Origin of the sequence: Azospirillum sp. TSO22-1 (genome assembly GCF_003116015.1) — a bacterium.
Lineage (GTDB): Bacteria > Pseudomonadota > Alphaproteobacteria > Azospirillales > Azospirillaceae > Azospirillum.
On sequence record NZ_LGQZ01000047.1, the window covers coordinates 27508 to 45261 of the forward strand.

Here is a 17754-nt window from a genome sequence, read left to right on the forward strand (position 1 = left end):
AGAGGCGGCGGCGCCCCGCGACGGGCGCCGCCGGCCCGGTTACTTCAGCGGCGGGGCGTACATCAGGCCGCCCTCGGTGTAGAGGGCGTTCAGGCCGCGGGCCATCTTCAGCTTGGAGCCGGTGCCGAGGTTGCGCTCGAAGCTCTCGCCGTAGTTGCCGACCAGCTTGATGACGTTGTAGGCCCAGGTCTCCTCGACGCCGAGGTTCTTGCCGTTGCCGGCGGTGACGCCCAGCAGGCGCTTCACATCCGGATCCGGCGAGGACAGCGCGGTGTCGACGCCGTCGGAGCGGATGCCCTTCTCCTCCGCCTGGACCATGGCGTAGAAGACCCAGGTCACGAGGTTGGTCCACTCCTCGTCGCCCTGGCGGACGGCGGGGGCCAGCGGCTCCTTGGAGATCTGCTCAGGCAGGATGACGTAGTCGTTGGGCGCCGAGGTCTCGGCGGCGCGGATCGCCGCCAGCTGCGAGGCGTCGGAGGACAGCGCGTCGCAGCGGCCGCCGAAGAACGCCTTGTGCAGCTCCTCGTTCTTCTCGATGACCACCGGCTTGAAGTTCATCTTGTTGGCGCGGAAGTAGTCGGCGACGTTCTGCTCGGTGGTGGTGCCGGGCAGCACGCAGACGGTGGCGCCGTTCAGCTGCTTGGCGCTCTTCAGGCCGAGCTTGGCCGACACCATGAAGGCCTGCCCGTCGTAGTAGTTGGTGGGCGCGAAGTTCAGGCCGTTGGCGGTGTCGCGGCTGAGCGTGCGGGTGGTGTTGCGGGCGAGCAGGTCGACCTCGCCCGACTGCAGCGCCGGCAGGCGCTGCTGGGCGGACAGCGGCGTGTACTTCACCTTGTCGACGCTGCCGAACACGGCCGCCGAGACGGCGCGGCAGAAGTCGACGTCGATGCCGCTCCACTGCCCCTTCTCGTCCGGCGCCGAGAAGCCGTACAGACCCAGGTTCACCCCGCACTGCACGTAGCCCTTCTGCTTCACGCCGTCGAGGGTGGCGCCCGCCCGGGCGGCGCCCGGCAAGGCAAGGGCGGCGATGGCGGCGATGGCGGCAGGGGCGATCGTCTTGAGCGAGATGTTCACCGAGGGGTCTCCTTCCCAGAATTGGCGGCTGGCGCGTGCGTTCGGCGGCCTTGCGGATGGTCCGAACGCCGAACCACTCGGCGCCACCATGGAAGGGCGGCGTGAACAGGGTTCCCGACGGATGTGAACAGCTTGCGCACCGATGTGGCTGGCCTGGCGCCGGCCTCCGTCCGCTCACGACCAAAATAGGGGTGAACGCCGCCCCTTCTGGAAGCGGCGGCACGCCGCAATCCGGCACGCCGATGACCTCACGCTGCGCTATCCTCCGCGGACCGACGCCCGTCGTCCCGGGAGGATCTTCCATGGCAACCTGGACCCCCGACCCCAGCTTCTATCCGTCCCCGCGCATGGCGATGCAGGCTCCCCCGGAGCGGCTGGCCTATGTGGCGATGCTGAACGTGGACACCGCCGCACGCCCGGACGCCCTCGGCGTCGTCGACGTCGATCCCGGCTCGTCGCGGTACGGCCGGCTCGTCGGCCGCGTCGACATGCCCAAGGCCGGGGACGAGCTGCACCATTTCGGCTGGAACGCCTGCAGCTCGGCCCTGTGCCCGTACGCTCCGCATCCGCACGTCGAGCGGCGCTATCTCATCGTGCCCGGGCTGCGCTCCTCGCGCATCCACATCCTGGACACCAAGGCCGACCCGACTCAGCCCAAGATCGTCAAGGTGATCGAGCCGGAGGAGCTGGCCGCGCGCGCCAACTATTCCCGGCCCCACACGCTGCATTGCGGGCCCGAGGGCATCTACGTCAGCGCGCTCGGCAACGGCGCGGGCGGCGGGCCGGGCGGCGTGTTCCTGATGGATCACGACAGCTTCGACGTGCTCGGCCAATGGGAGATCGACCGCGGGCCGCAGTTCCTCGCCTACGACGTCTGGTGGCACCTCGGCCAGGACACCATGATCACCAGCGAATGGGGAACGCCCGACATGATCGAGGGCGGGCTCGACCCGGACCTCCTGCTCGGCGCCAAATACGGCCATTGCGTCCACTTCTGGGATCTGCGCAAGCGCCGGCACCAGCAGACCATCGACCTCGGCCCGGAATACCAGCTCGCCCTGGAACTGCGGCCGGCCCACGACCCGACCAAGGCGCACGGCTTCATGAACGCGGTGGTCAACCTGACGGACCTGTCCTCGTCGATCTGGCTGTGGCACCGGCGGGACGGTGGATGGGCGATGCGGAAGATCATCGACATCCCGGCGGAACCGGCGGACCCGGACCAGCTTCCCCCCATGCTCAAGGGCTTCAAGGCGGTGCCGCCGCTGGTCACGGACATCGACCTGTCGCTCGACGACCGCTGGCTCTACGTCGCGTGCTGGGGCACCGGCGAGATGCGGCGCTACGACGTGTCCGACCCGTTCCAGCCGAAGCTGACCGCCTCGGTCCGCCTGGGCGGGATCGTCGGGCGCAGCCCGCATCCGGGACACCAGGGCGCCCTCAACGGCGGCCCGCAGATGGTCGAGGTCAGCCGCGACGGCAAGCGGGTCTACTTCACCAACTCGCTGTACCGGAGCTGGGACGAGCAGTTCTATCCCGAGGGCATCAAGAGCTGGATGGTGAAGCTGGACGCCGCCCCGGATGGCGGCCTGAGCATCGACGAGCGGTTCTTCCTGCGCTTCGACGACGGGTTCCGCGGGCACCAGATCCGGCTGGAAGGCGGCGACGCGTCCTCGGATTCCTACTGCTATCCATGAGCGATCCCTGGCAGTGGCTGGCGCTGATCGGACTGGGCGCCTTCCACGGGGTCAACCCGGCCATGGGCTGGCTCTTCGCCGTGGCCCTCGGCCTGCAGGAAGGGCGGCGCGGGGCCGTGGTCGCGGCGCTGCCGCCGATCGCCCTGGGCCATGCGCTGTCGGTCCTGGTGGTGGTGGTCGGCTTCGCGGCGGTCCACGCGGTGGTCGCACCGGACCACCTGGAGCCGGTCCTGGTCGCCGTCCTGATCGGCTTCGGCGCCTATCGGCTGGTGCGGGGGTACCGTCACCGGGCGCGGGTCGGCATGCGCACCGGCTTTGCCGGGCTGGCGTTGTGGTCCTTCCTGATGGCGTCGGCCCACGGCGCCGGGCTGATGCTCCTGCCGCTGCTGCTGGGCATGCTGGCTCCGGCGCAGATGATGGCGCTGTCGCTGTGCGGCCCGGGCGCCGAGATGACGGGTACGGTCGCCCTCTTGGGCTCGGCGGGCGCCGGCTTGGCCGTGGTCCTGGTGCATATGGCGGCCATGCTGTCGATGATCGCCGTGGTGGGCCTGATCGTCTTCGAGACCGTCGGACTCGGCATCCTGCGCCGCGGTTGGGTGAATTTCGACATGGTGTGGGCGGCGGCGCTGATCGGCACGGGTGTGGCGCTCCTCGTGCTGAGGTCAACCGCCGCCGCCTGACGTCACCCCACCCGGGCGGAACCCGCGCCTGGGCTTCGACGAGGCCTGCCGGGTGCTGTGAGCGATCGAGTCGGAAGCGGCGCCTGCGCCAGCCGTTGCGCCGCCCGCGCGCACTGCGAGCGCAGTTCCGGCACCGCGGTCATCTCCCAGAACGGCGCCTTGGCGACCGGCCCGAAGGCGAACAGCCGCTCCGACGCCGATCCCCGCGCGTCGATGACCGCCCCGTCCTCGGTCACGTCGAGGCCGAGCCGCAGCGCGTCCGGCCGCGCCAGCCCCTGGTCGAGCAGCGAGCGCACCAGGGGATGGCGGACGCGGGAGTAGTCGCAGGCCGGGCCGGCGGCGTTGATCACCGCCCCCGCCCGCACCCGCCACGCCAGACCGCGGCCCTGCACGGCGACGATCTCCTCGGGCGCCACCGTCAGCCCGCGCAGCCGGGACGGCGGCGCCTCGACCAACGCCTCGATGCCGTCGTCGGTCAGGTCGAGCGCGCGCAGCCGCCCGGCCCGTACCTCCAACCGCCCCTTGCGCCGCGCGGCGTCGATGCGCCAAGCGACCTCCGGCGCGACGCGGTGGCGGTGGATCTCCCAGAACGGGCGGGCGTGGCGCAGGAAGCGGCGGCGCTCCTCCGGCGGCAGGAACTGCCAGATGCGGTGGTGGTACGGCCGCAGCGCGTCGAACGCCGAGCGCCAGTCCAGCCCCTCGGCCGCCGCGCGGCGAACGTCGGCCTTCAGCGCGATCAGCACGTCCAGCACGGTGCGCGGCATCACGTCGGGGCACAGGAAGGACTTGAAGGGCCGCGTCTCCTCGTGCCGGTGCGGCAGCAGCCCGCGCCGCGACACCGCGACGATGCGCCCGCGGTGCCCCTGGTTCTCCAGCGTCAGCACCGTGTCCACCATGGTCAGCCCGGTGCCCAGCACCAGCACCGTCGCCTCCGGGTCGATGGCGGCGACCGCCGCGTGGTCCCAGGGATCGCCGATGAACCGGGGGGAGTCGGCCACGCCCTCCGCCGCAACCGCCGGCGGGGCCGGCGGGAAGTGGCCGACGCACAGCGCCAGCGCGTCCGCCGCCACCGCCATGCCGTTGGACAGGCGCAGCCGCACGCCGTCGCCGCCCTCGGCGACCCGCACCGCCTCGCCCTGCAGGATGCGCAGCGTCACGTGCGGCGGCGCGGCGGCCTCCGCCTGGGCCAGCACGTCGCGGACGTAGGCGCCGTAGACGGCGCGCGAGACGAAGGCGTGGCCGCTCGGCGGCACCGTGCTGTCCTCGTCGTGCGCCCACAGCCAGCGCAGGAAGTGCTTTGGATCGTCGGGAAACGCGCTCATGTTGTAGGCGCGGACGTTGAGCAGGTGGGCGCTGCTCGGCGTCGAGTAGGCGAGGCCGACGCCGGGGGTCGGCGCGCGCTCGATCAGAGTGATGCTGGTCGGGGTGTCGGCGCAGCGCAGCAGGTGCGCGGCGAGCATGCTGCCCGTGAAGCCGGCGCCGACGATGGCGATCCGGCGCGCGGGCATGTGGGGTATCGGCATTGGCTGTCGTCTCCTCCCCTGGGCGGCGGGACGCGCCGCATAACTCGCGTCAAACAGAAGAAAAGCCGTGATGTTCAACAGTCCTTACGCGTTATTCTTTCGGGAATTATACAGGATGCGACACGCCCGGCCACCTAGCCTATGGTACATTGGCCGGACGGTGGGCTTCCGGAAAGCCGGGCTTGGGAACGGGCGTGCAGGGCTACGGCCTTTCCGCTATGATGATTCGGTCATAACGATGGGATGGAAACGCCTATGCCGCCCACGGCTTACCGGGCGCCGCCCGGCCGCAGTCTGATTCCGGCGGCGCGGTAAGCGCATGTCGATGTTCCGCCGCTTCGTCTACCTGCTGGCGCTGGCGCGCGAGGGGCACTTCGGCCGGGCGGCCGAGACCTGCCATGTCTCGCAGCCCACGCTGTCCAACGCCATCCGCCAGCTCGAAGAGGAGCTGCGCGTCCCCATCGTCGAGCGCGGGCAGAAGTTCGCCGGCTTCACGCCGGAAGGACTGAAGGTGCTGGAGTACGCCCGCCGCATCATCGCCGAGCGCGACGGCCTGCACCAGGAGCTGGCGGCGCTCAGCCAGGGGCTGTCCGGCCACCTGCGCATCGGCGCCATCCCGACGGCGCTGCCGGCGGTGCCGCACGTGCTGGCGCGCTTCGCCGAGCGCTACCCGCAGATCCGCTCCTCCATCGCCTCGCTCAGCTCGCGGGAGATCCAGCGCGACCTCGACACCTTCGAGCTGGACGCCGCGGTGACCTACCTGGACAACGAGCCGCTCGCCAACGTGCGCACGGTGCCGCTGTATTCCGAGCGCTACTTCCTGCTGGCGCGCCGGGAGCAGGTGTCGGAGGGCGCCACGTCGATCCCCTGGGCGGCGGCGGCGGAGCTGCCGCTGTGCCTGCTCACCCCCGACATGCAGAACCGCCGCATCGCCAACGCCGCCTTCCGCATGGCCGACCGCAGCGTGACGCCGCTGATGGAGACCAACTCGGTCGCCACGCTCTACATGGTGGTGCGCAGCGGCCCGTGCGCCGCCGTGGTGCCGGGCCAGCTGCTGACCGTGGTGACGCCGCACCCCGACCTCGTGGCGCTGCCGCTGACCGAGCCGGACCTGACCTACGCCGTCGGCCTCGCCTACGCCGACCGCGAACCCCCCGCCCCGCTCGCCGCCGCGCTGGCCGCGGTGGCGGCGGAGGACTCGCTGGCCGCGCGCATCCGCACCACCACGGCGGAGGCGCTGGCCCCCTGGCTGCGGCGATAGCGGAAGGCTATCACCCGATCAGAAAATGAAATTTGCCCGCCCTCCCCAGCGTCGGCCATCCTGACTGTAGACCCCGCAAGCAAACGGGCAGTCATCCGAAGAAGACCGGTCGCCGAGGCGGCCGTGGGGAGGAACCGTGAACGCTCGATCACCCTGGAGCGCCGAGCGCGCCGCATCCATCATCGACGCCCACCGGCACCTGCGCGGTAACCTGCTGCCGATCCTGCACGCCCTGCAGGAGGAGTTCGGCTGCATCGACGAGGAGGCGGTGCCGCTGCTCGCCGGCGAACTCAACCTGTCGCGCGCCGAGGTGCATGGCGTGGTCTCCTTCTACCACGAGTTCCGCCGCACCCGGCCGGGCCGCCACACCATCAAGGTCTGCCGGGCCGAGGCCTGCCAGTCGATGGACTCCGATGGGCTGGTCGAGCACGCCCGCCGCCGCCTGAAGGTCGATCTCGGCGAGACCACCGCCGACGGCAGCTTCACGCTGGAGTCCGTGTTTTGCCTCGGCAACTGCGCCCTGGCCCCGGCGGTGATGGTGGACGAGACGCTGCACGGCCGCGTCGATCCCCGCCGCTTCGACGCCATCGTGGGCGCGGAGGCCGGACGATGAGCGAGCCGATGCACACCGTCTACGTGCCGCGCGACGCCGCGGCGCTGTCGGTCGGCGCCGACGCCGTGGCCGCCGCCATCCGCGCCGAGGCGGTCCGCCGCGGCATCCCCGTGCGCATCGTCCGCAACGGCTCGCGCGGCATGCTGTGGCTGGAGCCGCTGGTCGAGGCGGCAACCGATACCGGCCGCGTCGCCTACGGCCCGGTGACGCCCGAGGACGTGCCGGCGCTGTTCGACGCCGGCTTCCTGGCCGGGGCCGAGCACCCGCTGGGCCACGGCCTGACCGAGGAAATCCCATACTTTGCGAAGCAGGAGCGGCTGACCTTCGCCCGCTGCGGCATCATCGACCCGCTGTCGGTGGAGGACTACCGCGCCCATGGCGGCTTCCGCGGGCTGGAGCGGGCGCTCGCCATGACAGCGGACGAGATCGTCGCCGAGGTGACCGAGTCCGGCCTGCGCGGCCGCGGCGGCGCAGGCTTCCCGACCGGCATCAAGTGGAAGACGGTGCAGACCGCCAGGGCCGATGAGAAGTTCGTGTGCTGCAACGCCGATGAGGGCGACAGCGGCACCTTCGCCGACCGCATGATCATGGAGGGCGACCCCTTCCTGCTGATCGAGGGCATGACCATCGCCGGTTTGGCGGTGGGGGCGGAGCACGGCTACATCTACATCCGCTCCGAATACCCGCACGCCATCGCCACCATGCGCGAGGCGATCCGGCTGGCCTACGACGAGCGCTGGCTGGGCGAGGACATCCACGGCACCGCGCACAGCTTCCACCTGGAGGTCCGCGTCGGTGCCGGCGCCTACATCTGCGGCGAGGAGACCTCCATGCTGGAGAGCCTGGAGGGCAAGCGCGGCATGGTCCGCGCCAAGCCGCCGCTGCCGGCGCTGGAGGGCCTGTTCGGCAAGCCCACCGTGGTCAACAACGTGCTGTCGCTGACCTCGGTGCCGGTGATCCTCGACAGAGGCGCGGCCTACTACCGCGACTTCGGCGTCGGGCGCTCGCGCGGCACGCTGGCCTTCCAGCTCGCCGGCAACATTCGTCACGGCGGCATCGTCGAGAAGGCGTTCGGCATCACGCTGCACGAACTGCTCTACGACTTCGGCGGCGGCACCCGGACTGGCCGGCCGATCCGCGCGGTGCAGGCCGGCGGTCCGCTCGGCGCCTACCTGCCGCCGTCGCTGTTCGACCTGCCGAAGGACTACGAGGCCTTCGCCGCGCAGGAGGCGATGGTCGGCCACGGCGGCATCGTGGTGTTCGACGACAGCGTCGACATGGCGAAGCAGGCGCGCTTCGCCATGGAGTTCTGCGCCGCCGAATCCTGCGGCAAGTGCACGCCCTGCCGCGTCGGCTCGGTCCGCGGCGTCGAGGTGATGGACAAGGTGCTCGCCGGCGAGAGCGTCGAGGCGAACCTCACCCTGCTCCAGGACCTCTGCGAGGTGATGCTGGACGGCTCGCTGTGCGCCATGGGCGGCATGACGCCGATCCCGGTGCGCAGCGCGCTCAAGCACTTCCCCGAAGATTTCCTCCGCACGCCCGCCGCCGTTGCGGCCGAGTGAATTCATCCCTCCCCCTGCCGAGCAGGGGGAGGGATGGATAAGAACAAGGATCATCCCCATGAAGGACATCGACTACGGCACCCCGGCGCGTGAGTCCGCAACGCAGGTGACGCTCACCATCGACGGGCGCAGCGTGACCGTGCCGGAGGGCACCTCGGTGATGCGCGCCGCGACCGAGGCCGGGATCTCCGTGCCGAAGCTGTGTGCCACCGACCATCTGGAGGCCTTCGGCTCCTGCCGGCTGTGCGCGGTGGAGATCGAGGGACGGCGCGGCACGCCGGCCTCCTGCACCACGCCGGTCGCCCCCGGCATGGCCGTGTGGACGCAGACCGACCGGCTGGCCCGGCTGCGCCGCGGCGTGATGGAGCTGTACATCTCCGACCACCCGCTGGACTGCCTGACCTGCGCCGCCAACGGCGACTGCGAGCTGCAGGACATGGCCGGCGCGGTCGGCCTGCGCGAGGTGCGCTACGGCTACGAGGGCGAGAACCACCGCGCCGCGGCGAAGGACGAGAGCAACCCGTACTTCACCTTCGATCCCGCCAAGTGCATCGTCTGCTCGCGCTGCGTGCGCGCCTGCGACGAGGTGCAGGGGACGCTCGCGCTGACCATCGACGGCCGCGGCTTCGATTCCAAGGTGTCGCCGGGCGCGCTGGAGACCTTCATGGACTCCGAGTGCGTGTCGTGCGGCGCGTGCGTGCAGGCCTGCCCGACGGCGACGCTGACCGAGAAGTCGGTGATCCAGCTCGGCCAGCCGGAGCACAGCGTCGTCACCACCTGCGCCTATTGCGGCGTGGGCTGCTCCTTCAAGGCGGAGATGAAGGGGACGACGGTGGTGCGCATGGTGCCGTGGAAGGACGGCGGCGCCAACGAGGGGCATTCCTGCGTCAAGGGCCGCTTCGCCTGGGGCTACGCCACCCACAAGGACCGCCGCACCCAGCCGATGATCCGCGAGACCACGGCCGACCCGTGGCGGGTGGTGTCGTGGGACGAGGCCATATCCTACGCCGCCAAGCGTCTGAAGGCGGTGCAGGAAAAGCACGGCCGCGGTTCCATCGGCGGCATCACCTCCTCGCGCACCACCAACGAGGAGGTCTACGTGGTGCAGAAGATGATCCGCGCCGCGTTCGGCAACAACAACGTCGACACCTGCGCCCGCGTCTGCCACTCGCCGACCGGCTACGGCCTGAAGCAGGCGTTCGGCACCTCGGCCGGCACGCAGGACTTCAAGAGCGTCGATCAGGCCGACGTCATCCTGGTGATCGGCGCCAACCCGACCGACGGCCACCCGGTGTTCGGCTCGCGCATGAAGCAGCGCATCCGCAAGGGGGCGAAGCTGATCGTCGTCGATCCGCGCCGCATCGATCTGGTGCGCAGCCCGCACGTCGAGGCGGCGCACCACCTCCAGCTCCGGCCCGGCACCAACGTGGCGGTGCTGAACGCGCTGGCGCACGTCATCGTCACCGAGGATCTGGTCGACCACGCCTTCGTCGCCGAACGCTGCGACCCGGCCGATTTCGCGCAATGGGCGGCCTTCGTCGCCGAGCCGCGCAACAGCCCCGAGGCGGTGGCCGAGCAGACCCGCGTCCCGGCCGAGGAGCTGCGCGCGGTGGCGCGCCTCTACGCCACCGGCGGCAACGCGGCGATCTACTACGGCCTGGGCGTCACCGAGCACAGCCAGGGCTCGACCAGCGTCATGGCGATGGCCAACCTCGCCATGGCGACCGGCAACATCGGAAGGCCCGGCGTCGGCGTGAACCCGCTGCGTGGGCAGAACAACGTGCAGGGCTCGTGCGACATGGGCTCCTTCCCGCACGAGTTCTCCGGCTACCGCGACGTCGCCGACGAGGCGGTGCGCCGGCAGTTCGAGACGGTGTGGAACGCCACGCTCGATGCCGTCCCCGGCCTGCGCATCCCCAACATGTTCGACGAGGCGGTGCACGGCAGCTTCAAGGGCCTGTTCGTCCAGGGCGAGGACATCGCGCAGTCCGACCCGAACACCCAGCACGTCCACGCCGCGCTGGAGGCCATGGAGATCGTCGTCGTGCAGGACCTGTTCCTGAACGAGACCGCGGCCTTCGCCCACGTCTTCCTGCCCGGCACCTCGTTCCTGGAGAAGGACGGCACCTTCACCAACGCCGAGCGCCGCATCAACCGCGTCCGCCCGGCCATGCCGTCGAAGACCGGCAAGCACGAGTGGCAGATCCCCTGCGAGCTGGCGACCGCCATGGGCTACCCCATGCACTACGACGACGCCTCGCAGATCATGGACGAGATCGCGGCGGTGACGCCGACCTTCCGCGGCGTCAGCTTCGCCACGCTCGACCGGTTGGGCAGCGTGCAGTGGCCGTGCAACGACGAGGCGCCGGAGGGCACGCCGATCATGCACACCGAGCGCTTCATGCGCGGCCTCGGCCAGTTCGTGGTGACCGAGTACGTGCCGACGCCGGAGCAGGCCTCGCGCTTCTACCCGCTGATCCTGACGACGGGGCGCATCCTCAGCCACTACAACGTCGGCGCCCAGACGCGCCGCACCGCCAACGTGGCGTGGCACCCGGAGGACATCCTGGAGGTCCACGCGCACGACGCCGAGCAGCGCGGCATCCGCGACGGCGACCTCGTCTCGCTGGCCAGCCGCATCGGCGCCACCACGCTGCGGGCGCGCATCTCCGACCGGATGCCGCAGGGAGTGGTCTACACCACCTTCCACCACCCGGTCACGGGGGCCAACGTGGTGACCACCGAGAACTCCGATTGGGCCACCCAATGCCCGGAGTACAAGGTGACCGCCGTCCAGGTGACCCGCAGCAACCAGCCCTCGGACTGGGAGCGCAAGCACGCTCCGGTCATCGAGACGGTCGCAGCGGAATAGGAGGGCCACGCCATGCAGCCGCTCGCCCACTCGCGCCCCGCCGAAGGCACCCGCTTCCCCGTCGCCGCCAACCAGTCCGACGTCGTCTGGCTGGTGGCGGAGGAGGTGCCGGTCGCCTTCGAGTACAACCGCCGCGCCCACGCGGTGATGATGGCGACCCCGGCCGACCTGGAGGACTTCGCGCTGGGCTTCAGCCTGTGCGAGGGGATCCTGGCCTCGGGGGACGACGTGGACGAGATCCGCGTGCGGCACGCGGCGGACGGCATCGTGCTGTCCATCGCGTGCGACCCGCTGAAGCTGCTGAAGGGCTCGCTGCGCCAGCGCTCCATGGAGGGGCGCAGCGGCTGCGGGCTGTGCGGGGTGGACAGCCTCGCCAACGTGCTGCGGCCGCCGCGCCCGGTGACGGCGTCCTTCGCGCCGGACGCCGGCGCGGTGGCCGCCGCCTTCGCCCGCCTGCCCGAGCACCAGCCGATGAACCGCGCCAACCGCTCGCTGCACGCGGCGGCGTGGTGCGATCCGTCGGGCCGCATCCTGCTGGCGCGCGAGGACGTCGGCCGGCACAACGCGCTGGACAAGCTGGCCGGCGCGCTGGCCGCGGCCGGGCACGACCGCTCCGCCGGCTTCGCCGTGCTGAGCAGCCGGTGCAGCTTCGAGCTGGTGCAGAAGGCGGCGGCGGTCGGCATCCCGCTGCTGGCGACGGTGTCCGCCCCCACCGGGCTGGCGCTGACGCTCGCCCGCAGCGCCGGCATGGTCCTCGCCGCGCGCGCGCCGGGCGACGGGGTGATGCTGTTCCGCTGACCCGGCCGGCGTATGACATTTTTGCCGGCACGTCGATCAGGGTTCTGTCGCGCGGTGCATCCTGTGGCATAAGGGGCCCCTCCACGCCACCGGAACCCAGCCGCACCCATGATTCGTTTCGACAGCATCAGCAAGCAGAACAGCCACCGGATCCTTTTCCTGGACGCGTCCGCCGCGCTCAACAGGGGCGAGAAGATCGGTCTCGTCGGTCCCAACGGCGCCGGCAAGACGACGCTGTTCCGGATGATCACGGGCGAGGAGCTGCCGGACGCGGGGCAGGTGGCGGTCGAGAAGCAGGTTTCGATCGGCTATTTCAATCAGGACGTCGGCGAGATGGCCGGCCGCAGCGCGGTCGCGGAAGTCATGGACGGCGCCGGGCCGGTCAGCACCGTGGCGGCGGAGCTGGCGGACCTCGAAGCGGCCATGGCCGACCCCGACCGCGCCGACGAGATGGATGCGATCATCGAGCGCTACGGCGAAGTGCAGGCGCGCTTCGAGGAGCTGGGCGGCTACGAGCTGGAGGGGCGGGCGCGGGAAGTCCTCGCCGGGCTGAGCTTCAGCCAGGAGATGATGGACATGGACGTGGGGGGCCTGTCCGGCGGCTGGAAGATGCGCGTGGCGCTCGCCCGCATCCTGCTCATGCGGCCCGACGCCATGCTCCTCGACGAGCCGAGCAACCACCTGGACATCGAAAGCCTGATCTGGCTGGAGGGCTTCCTGAAGGGCTACGAGGGCGCCCTGCTGATGACCTCGCACGACCGCGAGTTCATGAACCGCATCGTCACCAAGATCATCGAGATCGACGGCGGATCGCTGAACAGCTACTCCGGCGATTACGTCTTCTACGAGCAGCAGCGGGCGCTGAACGAGCGGCAGCAGCAGGCACAGTTCGAACGCCAGCAAGCCATGCTGGCAAAGGAGCTGAAGTTCATCGAGCGCTTCAAGGCCCGCGCCTCGCACGCCAGCCAGGTGCAGAGCCGGGTGAAGAAGCTGGAGAAGATCGAGCGCTTCGAGCCGCCGAAGCGCCGTCAGGTGGTGTCGTTCGACTTCCCGCCGGCACCGCGCTCGGGCGAGGACGTCGTGGTCCTGAAGAACGTGCACAAGGGCTACGGCAGCCGGAGCATCTACCAGGGATTCGACCTGACGATCCGCCGCAAGGAGCGCTGGTGCGTCATGGGCGTCAACGGCGCGGGCAAGTCGACGCTCCTGAAGCTGGTGGCGGGCGCCGCCGAGCCGGACGCCGGGACCGTCGCCGTCGGCGGCAGCGTCAAGATGGGCTATTTCTCCCAGCACGCGATGGAGCTGCTCGACGGCGACAGCACCGTGTTCGAGTCCCTGGAGGCGTCCTTCCCGCTGGCGGGCCAGGGAGCGCTCCGGGCGCTGGCCGGCTGCTTCGGCTTCTCCGGTGACGATGTGGAAAAGAAGTGCCGGGTCCTGTCCGGCGGGGAAAAGGCCCGGCTGGTGATGGCGACCATGCTGTTCAACCCGCCGAACCTCCTGGTGCTCGACGAGCCGACGAACCATCTCGATCTCGACACCAAGCAGATGCTGGTCACCGCGCTGGCCAACTACGAGGGCACCATGCTGTTCGTGTCGCACGACCGGCATTTCCTGGCGACGCTGTCCAACCGAGTGCTGGAACTGACGCCGGAAGGCATCCATCAGTACGGCGGCGGCTATACGGAATACGTGGCGAGCACCGGGCAGGAAGCGCCCGGGATTCGCAACTGAACTCCGGCCTTCGGGATCATCGGGTACCGTCCGTCGTCCCCGCCGCGATGCCGATGGGGATCTCGGTGCGGAACACCGCCTTGTCGAAGGAGTCGACCAGCACGTCCAGGCGCAGCGCCCAGCGGCCGGCGATCGGAAGGTCCACCTCGGCCGTCAGGTCGCCGGGCGCGCCGGGCGCGAAGGCACGGCGCAGCGGTGCCACGCCGGCCGCCGGCAGTTCCGCCTCCAGCGCGGCCTCGCCGACCGGGATGGGGCGGCCGTCGGGTCCGTGCAGGTACACCCGCACCCGGTTGCGCCCGGGCCGGGCCGGCGTCACCTCGATCATCGCCATCCGTCCGCCCTGGGTGACCGCCGTCGCGTAGCCTTCCGGGGCGGGAGCCTCGGCGAGCGCCCGGGGCGGCGGCGTCAGCGGAAACAGCGCGGTCAGCAGCAGCAGCAGCGCGGCGAAGGCCACCTCCGTCCAGACGCTGCGCCGCAACACGGACGCCGCCGGGCGGCCGCCATGGTCGAGCGCCGGCGTCAGCCAGACCCGGTTGCGCGCCGCCAGCAGCAGCAGGCCCAGCACCACCGTCATCTTGGCCAGCCAGATCCGGCCGTACTCGGTGGCGAGGACGGCGCCGGGCGTGCCGATCTGCAGCAGCGACAGGCCGGCCCCCGCGGCGACCAGCACCGCCACGCCGGCCACGGCCAGACGCGAGAAGCGGCGGGTCAGCCGCGCTGCCTCCCCCGGCGTTTCGGTGCGCAGCGCCACCGCCAGCGGCCACAGCGCGCCGATCCAGTACGCCGCCATCAGCCCGTGCACGGCCACCAGAGGCGCACTCAGCCAGCGCGGCGGCGCCGTCGCCGCGTGGCCGGTGGCGGCTAGCGACATCGCCCCCAGCAGCGCGCCGCCAATGAGCAGGATGCGGCCCGCGGCGTGCCGGGCCTCCAGCGCCAGCCCCGCCGCGGCGGTCAACAGCGCCAGCAGGGCAAGGCCGGCGCTGAGGCCGACGGTGCTCGCCGCGCCCGTCGTCCAGGTGGCGGCGTCCGCCAGGGCGGTGGGCGGGCGTCCGGCCAGCACGGTGCCGCTCAGCCCGACCAGCAGCACCGCAGCCACCCCGGCCGTCAGCAGCAGCAGGCACAGCCCCGGCTTGAGCCGTTCGTTCAGCGCCGACCACGGCCCCGACACCAGCACCAGGAACAGCCCGCCGCCGAGCCCGGCCAGCAGCGCGGCGTAGTGGACGGCGCGCACGACCGCCGCCGCCAGCGCCGCCGCCGCCGCGGGGTCGCCGCCCGCCGCGGGCCGCTCCGCCTGTGGCGCCACGCCGACGCCGAAGGTGATGGACCCGACCACCGGGTGGCCGTCGGCCGAGGTCATCCGGTAGCTGACCACGTAAGCCCCGTCGCCGAGGTGGTGCGGCAGGGCGAGCCGCACCGTGTCGTCGCTCGCCGACAGCGGGCCGGTTCCCGGCACCGCGTTCCCCGCGGAGTCGAGCACCTGGACCGCGATCGGCGTGACCGGTTCGTTGAACCGCAGCACCACCGCGTGCGGCGGCGCGTCCAGCCGGGCGCCGTCGGGCGGGACCGTCTCGCGCAGGACGGCGTGCGCCCACGCCGCGCCCGCCGCCCACACCAGAAGCAGGGCGCCCAGCAGGAGGGTCGGGAAGGCTCGGATCACACGCCGCACGGTTGCTCTCCTCAGAAGGCGGCGCGCACGCCGGCGTACACGCTGCGGCCGTCACCCGGGTAGAAAACCTGGGTGGCGACGCGGCGCGCGTCGGTGATGGTGCCGACGTCGCTGACGTAGCGCTTATCCGTCAGGTTGCGCGCATCGACGAACAGCAGCAGGCCGTTCTTCAGCTCCACGCCCGCCTGCACGCCCAGGAGCGTGTAGCCCGGCACGCGCAGCGTGTTCGCCTGATCGGCCCAGGCGCCGGTCGGCACCCAGTCCACCGTCGGCGTCACGTAGAAGCCGTCCGGGCGCGTGTAGGAGAACGAGGTGCGCAGCAGGTTCGTCGGCACGCCGGCGATGCGGTTGTTGCCGTACTGGCGGTCGTCGCGGAACCGGAAGTCGCTGTAGTTCCACAGCTGGCCGATGGTGAACTTGTCGCCCGCCCCGGCGCCGCTGAGGTCGCGCGCCACCTCGACCTTGACGCCCAGCTCGATGCCCTGGTGCACGGTGCGGTCGGCGTTGAAGGTCGCCGCCGGGACGCTGGGGTTGGTGGTGAACTGCAGCATCTCGCCCTTGAGCGTCGAGCGGTACGCCGTCACGTCCCAGGCGAAGCGGCCCTTCTCGCCGCGGGTGCCCAGTTCCATGGTCCAGGCGCGCTGCGCCTGGAGCGGCACGAAGGCCGGGTTGCCGTTGGCCTGGGTCTGCGTCAGGTCGCTGAAGTCCGGCACGTCCAGGCTGCGCGTCACGTCGGCGAAGACCTGCACGTCGGGGTGCGGCTCCCACAGCACGCCGACCTTGGGGTTCAGGCCCTCGTACGTCTTCTCGGAGTTGCGGCGCGGGTTGCGGTTGTCGGTGAACTCGCGCGTGTCGCGCAGCAGCTTGGCGCCGGTCATCAGCGCCACCGTCGGCACGACGTACAGGCGGTTCTCGGCGTAGGCCTCCAGGTTACGCGCCTCCTGCCGGGTGTCGGCGGTCTGGGCGCCGCGGTTGCCGTGCAGGTTGACGAACTGCAGCGCCTTGTTGGTGCCGGCGAAGGCGCGGGCGCCGACGACCAGCTCGTCGCGCATCCCCCCGACGGTGAAATTCGTCGTGTAGCGGGGGCCGACGCCGTAGGTCCAGCCGTCCTGGTCGATGACCTGGAAGATCGGGTGGAACAGCTTCTTGTGGATCGCCCAGCTGTCGATGTCGAGCTGGCCGCCGTCGAGGTGCACCGTGGTGCGGTTGGCGACGCGCTGCGTCCAGGTCATGCGCGACTGGTCGCCGGCGATCGCCGCCGGGGTGGCGATCCGCGGCCGGTTCAGCGCGTCGCTCAGGCTCAGCGCGCCCGGCAGCTTCTGGTCCACCACGTAGGCGCCGACGTAGAAGCGCGTCTCGACGTTCGGGTTGAAGCGGTAGCCGACGTTGCCGTTGAACAGCTCGCCCTGACCCTGGGAATGGTCGCGGTAGCCGTCGGAATGGCGGATGGAGCCGCTGACCAGGAAGTCGGCGTCGCCGAGCACGCGCGACGCCTGCCCGCCGGCGGTGACGGTGCCGTAGCTCCCGCCTTCCAGCCGCAGCACGTTGGGGGCGATGGCGGTGTGCGCCGTGGGGGTCACGAAGTTGACCGCGCCGCCCAGCGTCGACGAGCCGTAGGCCAGCCCGTTGCCGCCGCGGAACACCTCGGTGTGGCGCAGCGCCAGCGGGTCGATCTGGTAGAAGTCGCCGCTGCCGTCGGCGAGGTTGACCGGGATGCCGTCCTGCAGAATCTCGATGCCGCGCAGGTGGAAGCCGCGCGACAGGCCGGAACCGCGCACCGACAGGCGGATCTCCTGGCCGTAGCGGCTCTGCGCGTAGACGCCCGGCGTGTCCTTCAGCACGTCGCGCAGGTCGCGGGAGACTTGGCCCTTCTGGGATTCGGAGTCGATGAAGCCGACCGAACCGGGCGTGCGGTTCAGCTCCTCGCGCGCCTGCGCGGGCGCCGGGACGGTCAGCGAGCCGCCGCCCTGGGCGTTGATGGTCATGGTGTCGAGCGTCACCGGGGGCGCGGTCTGCGCCGCGGCCGGGGTCAGCGCGGTGCTCATCATCAGAAGCGTCGCGAGCGCGGCGGCGCCGGTCGCGGTGGTGTGGAAGCGGGTCACGTATGGTCTCCCCTGGGGCCGGCGTCATGGCCGGCCGGATCGCGCGATGGATGACGGTGCGGATGCTCCGGGGAGAGCGGGGGGCCGCGGGCGCGCGGCCGGCGGCGCGGCGGCGCCCGTTGCGGCGGGGCGGCCAAGCGGCGGCGGCGCAGCCGGCCGTGAACGCGGGGGATGG

The 17754-nt window shown here is 71.3% G+C and carries 12 protein-coding genes; 8 read left to right on the forward strand and 4 right to left on the reverse strand.

Annotated features, from left to right (window positions below; all coding sequences use genetic code 11):
* Positions 1 to 39: 39 nt before the first annotated feature.
* Positions 40 to 1068, reverse strand: coding sequence for an amino acid ABC transporter substrate-binding protein (locus tag TSO221_RS13565; RefSeq protein WP_247878038.1), 1029 nt, complete (start codon positions 1066 to 1068; stop codon positions 40 to 42).
* A gap of 308 nt (positions 1069 to 1376) precedes the next feature.
* Between TSO221_RS13565 and TSO221_RS13570 the strand changes: the two genes are divergently transcribed.
* Complete coding sequence (locus TSO221_RS13570) at positions 1377 to 2771, forward strand: selenium-binding protein SBP56-related protein (protein WP_109119037.1); 1395 nt, start codon at positions 1377 to 1379, stop codon at positions 2769 to 2771.
* Positions 2768 to 3451: a hypothetical protein gene (locus tag TSO221_RS13575; protein ID WP_109119038.1), complete on the forward strand. Its 684-nt coding sequence runs from the start codon at positions 2768 to 2770 to the stop codon at positions 3449 to 3451. Before TSO221_RS13570 ends, TSO221_RS13575 begins: the two co-directional genes overlap by 4 nt.
* A 2-nt stretch (positions 3452 to 3453) precedes the next feature.
* Here TSO221_RS13575 and TSO221_RS13580 read toward each other — a convergent pair whose 3' ends face one another.
* Entirely contained in the window at positions 3454 to 4974 is a 1521-nt protein-coding gene (locus tag TSO221_RS13580) for an FAD/NAD(P)-binding protein (RefSeq protein WP_109119039.1), read from the reverse strand.
* Between the two features lie 319 nt (positions 4975 to 5293).
* Here TSO221_RS13580 and TSO221_RS13585 point away from each other — a divergent pair, with 319 nt between their 5' ends.
* From TSO221_RS13585 to TSO221_RS13610, 6 genes are all read left to right on the forward strand, one after another.
* Entirely contained in the window at positions 5294 to 6235 is a 942-nt protein-coding gene (locus tag TSO221_RS13585; protein WP_348770260.1) for a LysR family transcriptional regulator, read from the forward strand.
* 136 nt (positions 6236 to 6371) lie between these two features.
* Positions 6372 to 6848, forward strand: coding sequence for a formate dehydrogenase subunit gamma (locus tag TSO221_RS13590; protein ID WP_109119040.1), 477 nt, complete (start codon positions 6372 to 6374; stop codon positions 6846 to 6848).
* A complete protein-coding gene (locus TSO221_RS13595) occupies positions 6845 to 8410 on the forward strand; it encodes an NADH-quinone oxidoreductase subunit NuoF (protein WP_109119041.1) in 1566 nt (521 codons plus the stop codon). Before TSO221_RS13590 ends, TSO221_RS13595 begins: the two co-directional genes overlap by 4 nt.
* A gap of 49 nt (positions 8411 to 8459) precedes the next feature.
* A complete protein-coding gene (gene fdhF / locus TSO221_RS13600) occupies positions 8460 to 11282 on the forward strand; it encodes a formate dehydrogenase subunit alpha (protein ID WP_109119047.1) in 2823 nt (940 codons plus the stop codon).
* A 12-nt stretch (positions 11283 to 11294) separates the two neighbouring features.
* The gene (fdhD, locus tag TSO221_RS13605) at positions 11295 to 12080 is read left to right on the forward strand and encodes a formate dehydrogenase accessory sulfurtransferase FdhD (protein ID WP_109119042.1); all 786 of its coding nucleotides are present in this window, start codon (positions 11295 to 11297) and stop codon (positions 12078 to 12080) included.
* A 108-nt stretch (positions 12081 to 12188) separates the two neighbouring features.
* Complete coding sequence (locus TSO221_RS13610) at positions 12189 to 13811, forward strand: ABC-F family ATP-binding cassette domain-containing protein (protein WP_109119043.1); 1623 nt, start codon at positions 12189 to 12191, stop codon at positions 13809 to 13811.
* A gap of 16 nt (positions 13812 to 13827) precedes the next feature.
* On the opposite strand, the gene TSO221_RS13615 is transcribed toward TSO221_RS13610, so the two are convergent.
* Entirely contained in the window at positions 13828 to 15477 is a 1650-nt protein-coding gene (locus TSO221_RS13615; protein WP_109119044.1) for a copper resistance protein CopC, read from the reverse strand.
* A gap of 11 nt (positions 15478 to 15488) precedes the next feature.
* Positions 15489 to 17579 (reverse strand): TonB-dependent receptor, encoded by a 2091-nt coding sequence (locus TSO221_RS13620; RefSeq protein WP_199229474.1) that lies wholly within the window; start codon positions 17577 to 17579, stop codon positions 15489 to 15491.
* Between the last annotated feature and the right edge of the window lie 175 nt (positions 17580 to 17754).

Coding starts and splice junctions, on each gene's coding strand:
- fdhD (WP_109119042.1), top strand. CDS start 11,295: ATGCAGCCGCTCGCCCACTCGCGCCCCGCCGAAGGCACCCGCTTCCCC.
- TSO221_RS13570 (WP_109119037.1), top strand. CDS start 1,377: ATGGCAACCTGGACCCCCGACCCCAGCTTCTATCCGTCCCCGCGCATG.
- TSO221_RS13575 (WP_109119038.1), top strand. CDS start 2,768: ATGAGCGATCCCTGGCAGTGGCTGGCGCTGATCGGACTGGGCGCCTTC.
- TSO221_RS13595 (WP_109119041.1), top strand. CDS start 6,845: ATGAGCGAGCCGATGCACACCGTCTACGTGCCGCGCGACGCCGCGGCG.
- TSO221_RS13610 (WP_109119043.1), top strand. CDS start 12,189: ATGATTCGTTTCGACAGCATCAGCAAGCAGAACAGCCACCGGATCCTT.
- TSO221_RS13580 (WP_109119039.1), bottom strand. CDS start 4,974: ATGCCGATACCCCACATGCCCGCGCGCCGGATCGCCATCGTCGGCGCC.
- TSO221_RS13585 (WP_348770260.1), top strand. CDS start 5,294: ATGTCGATGTTCCGCCGCTTCGTCTACCTGCTGGCGCTGGCGCGCGAG.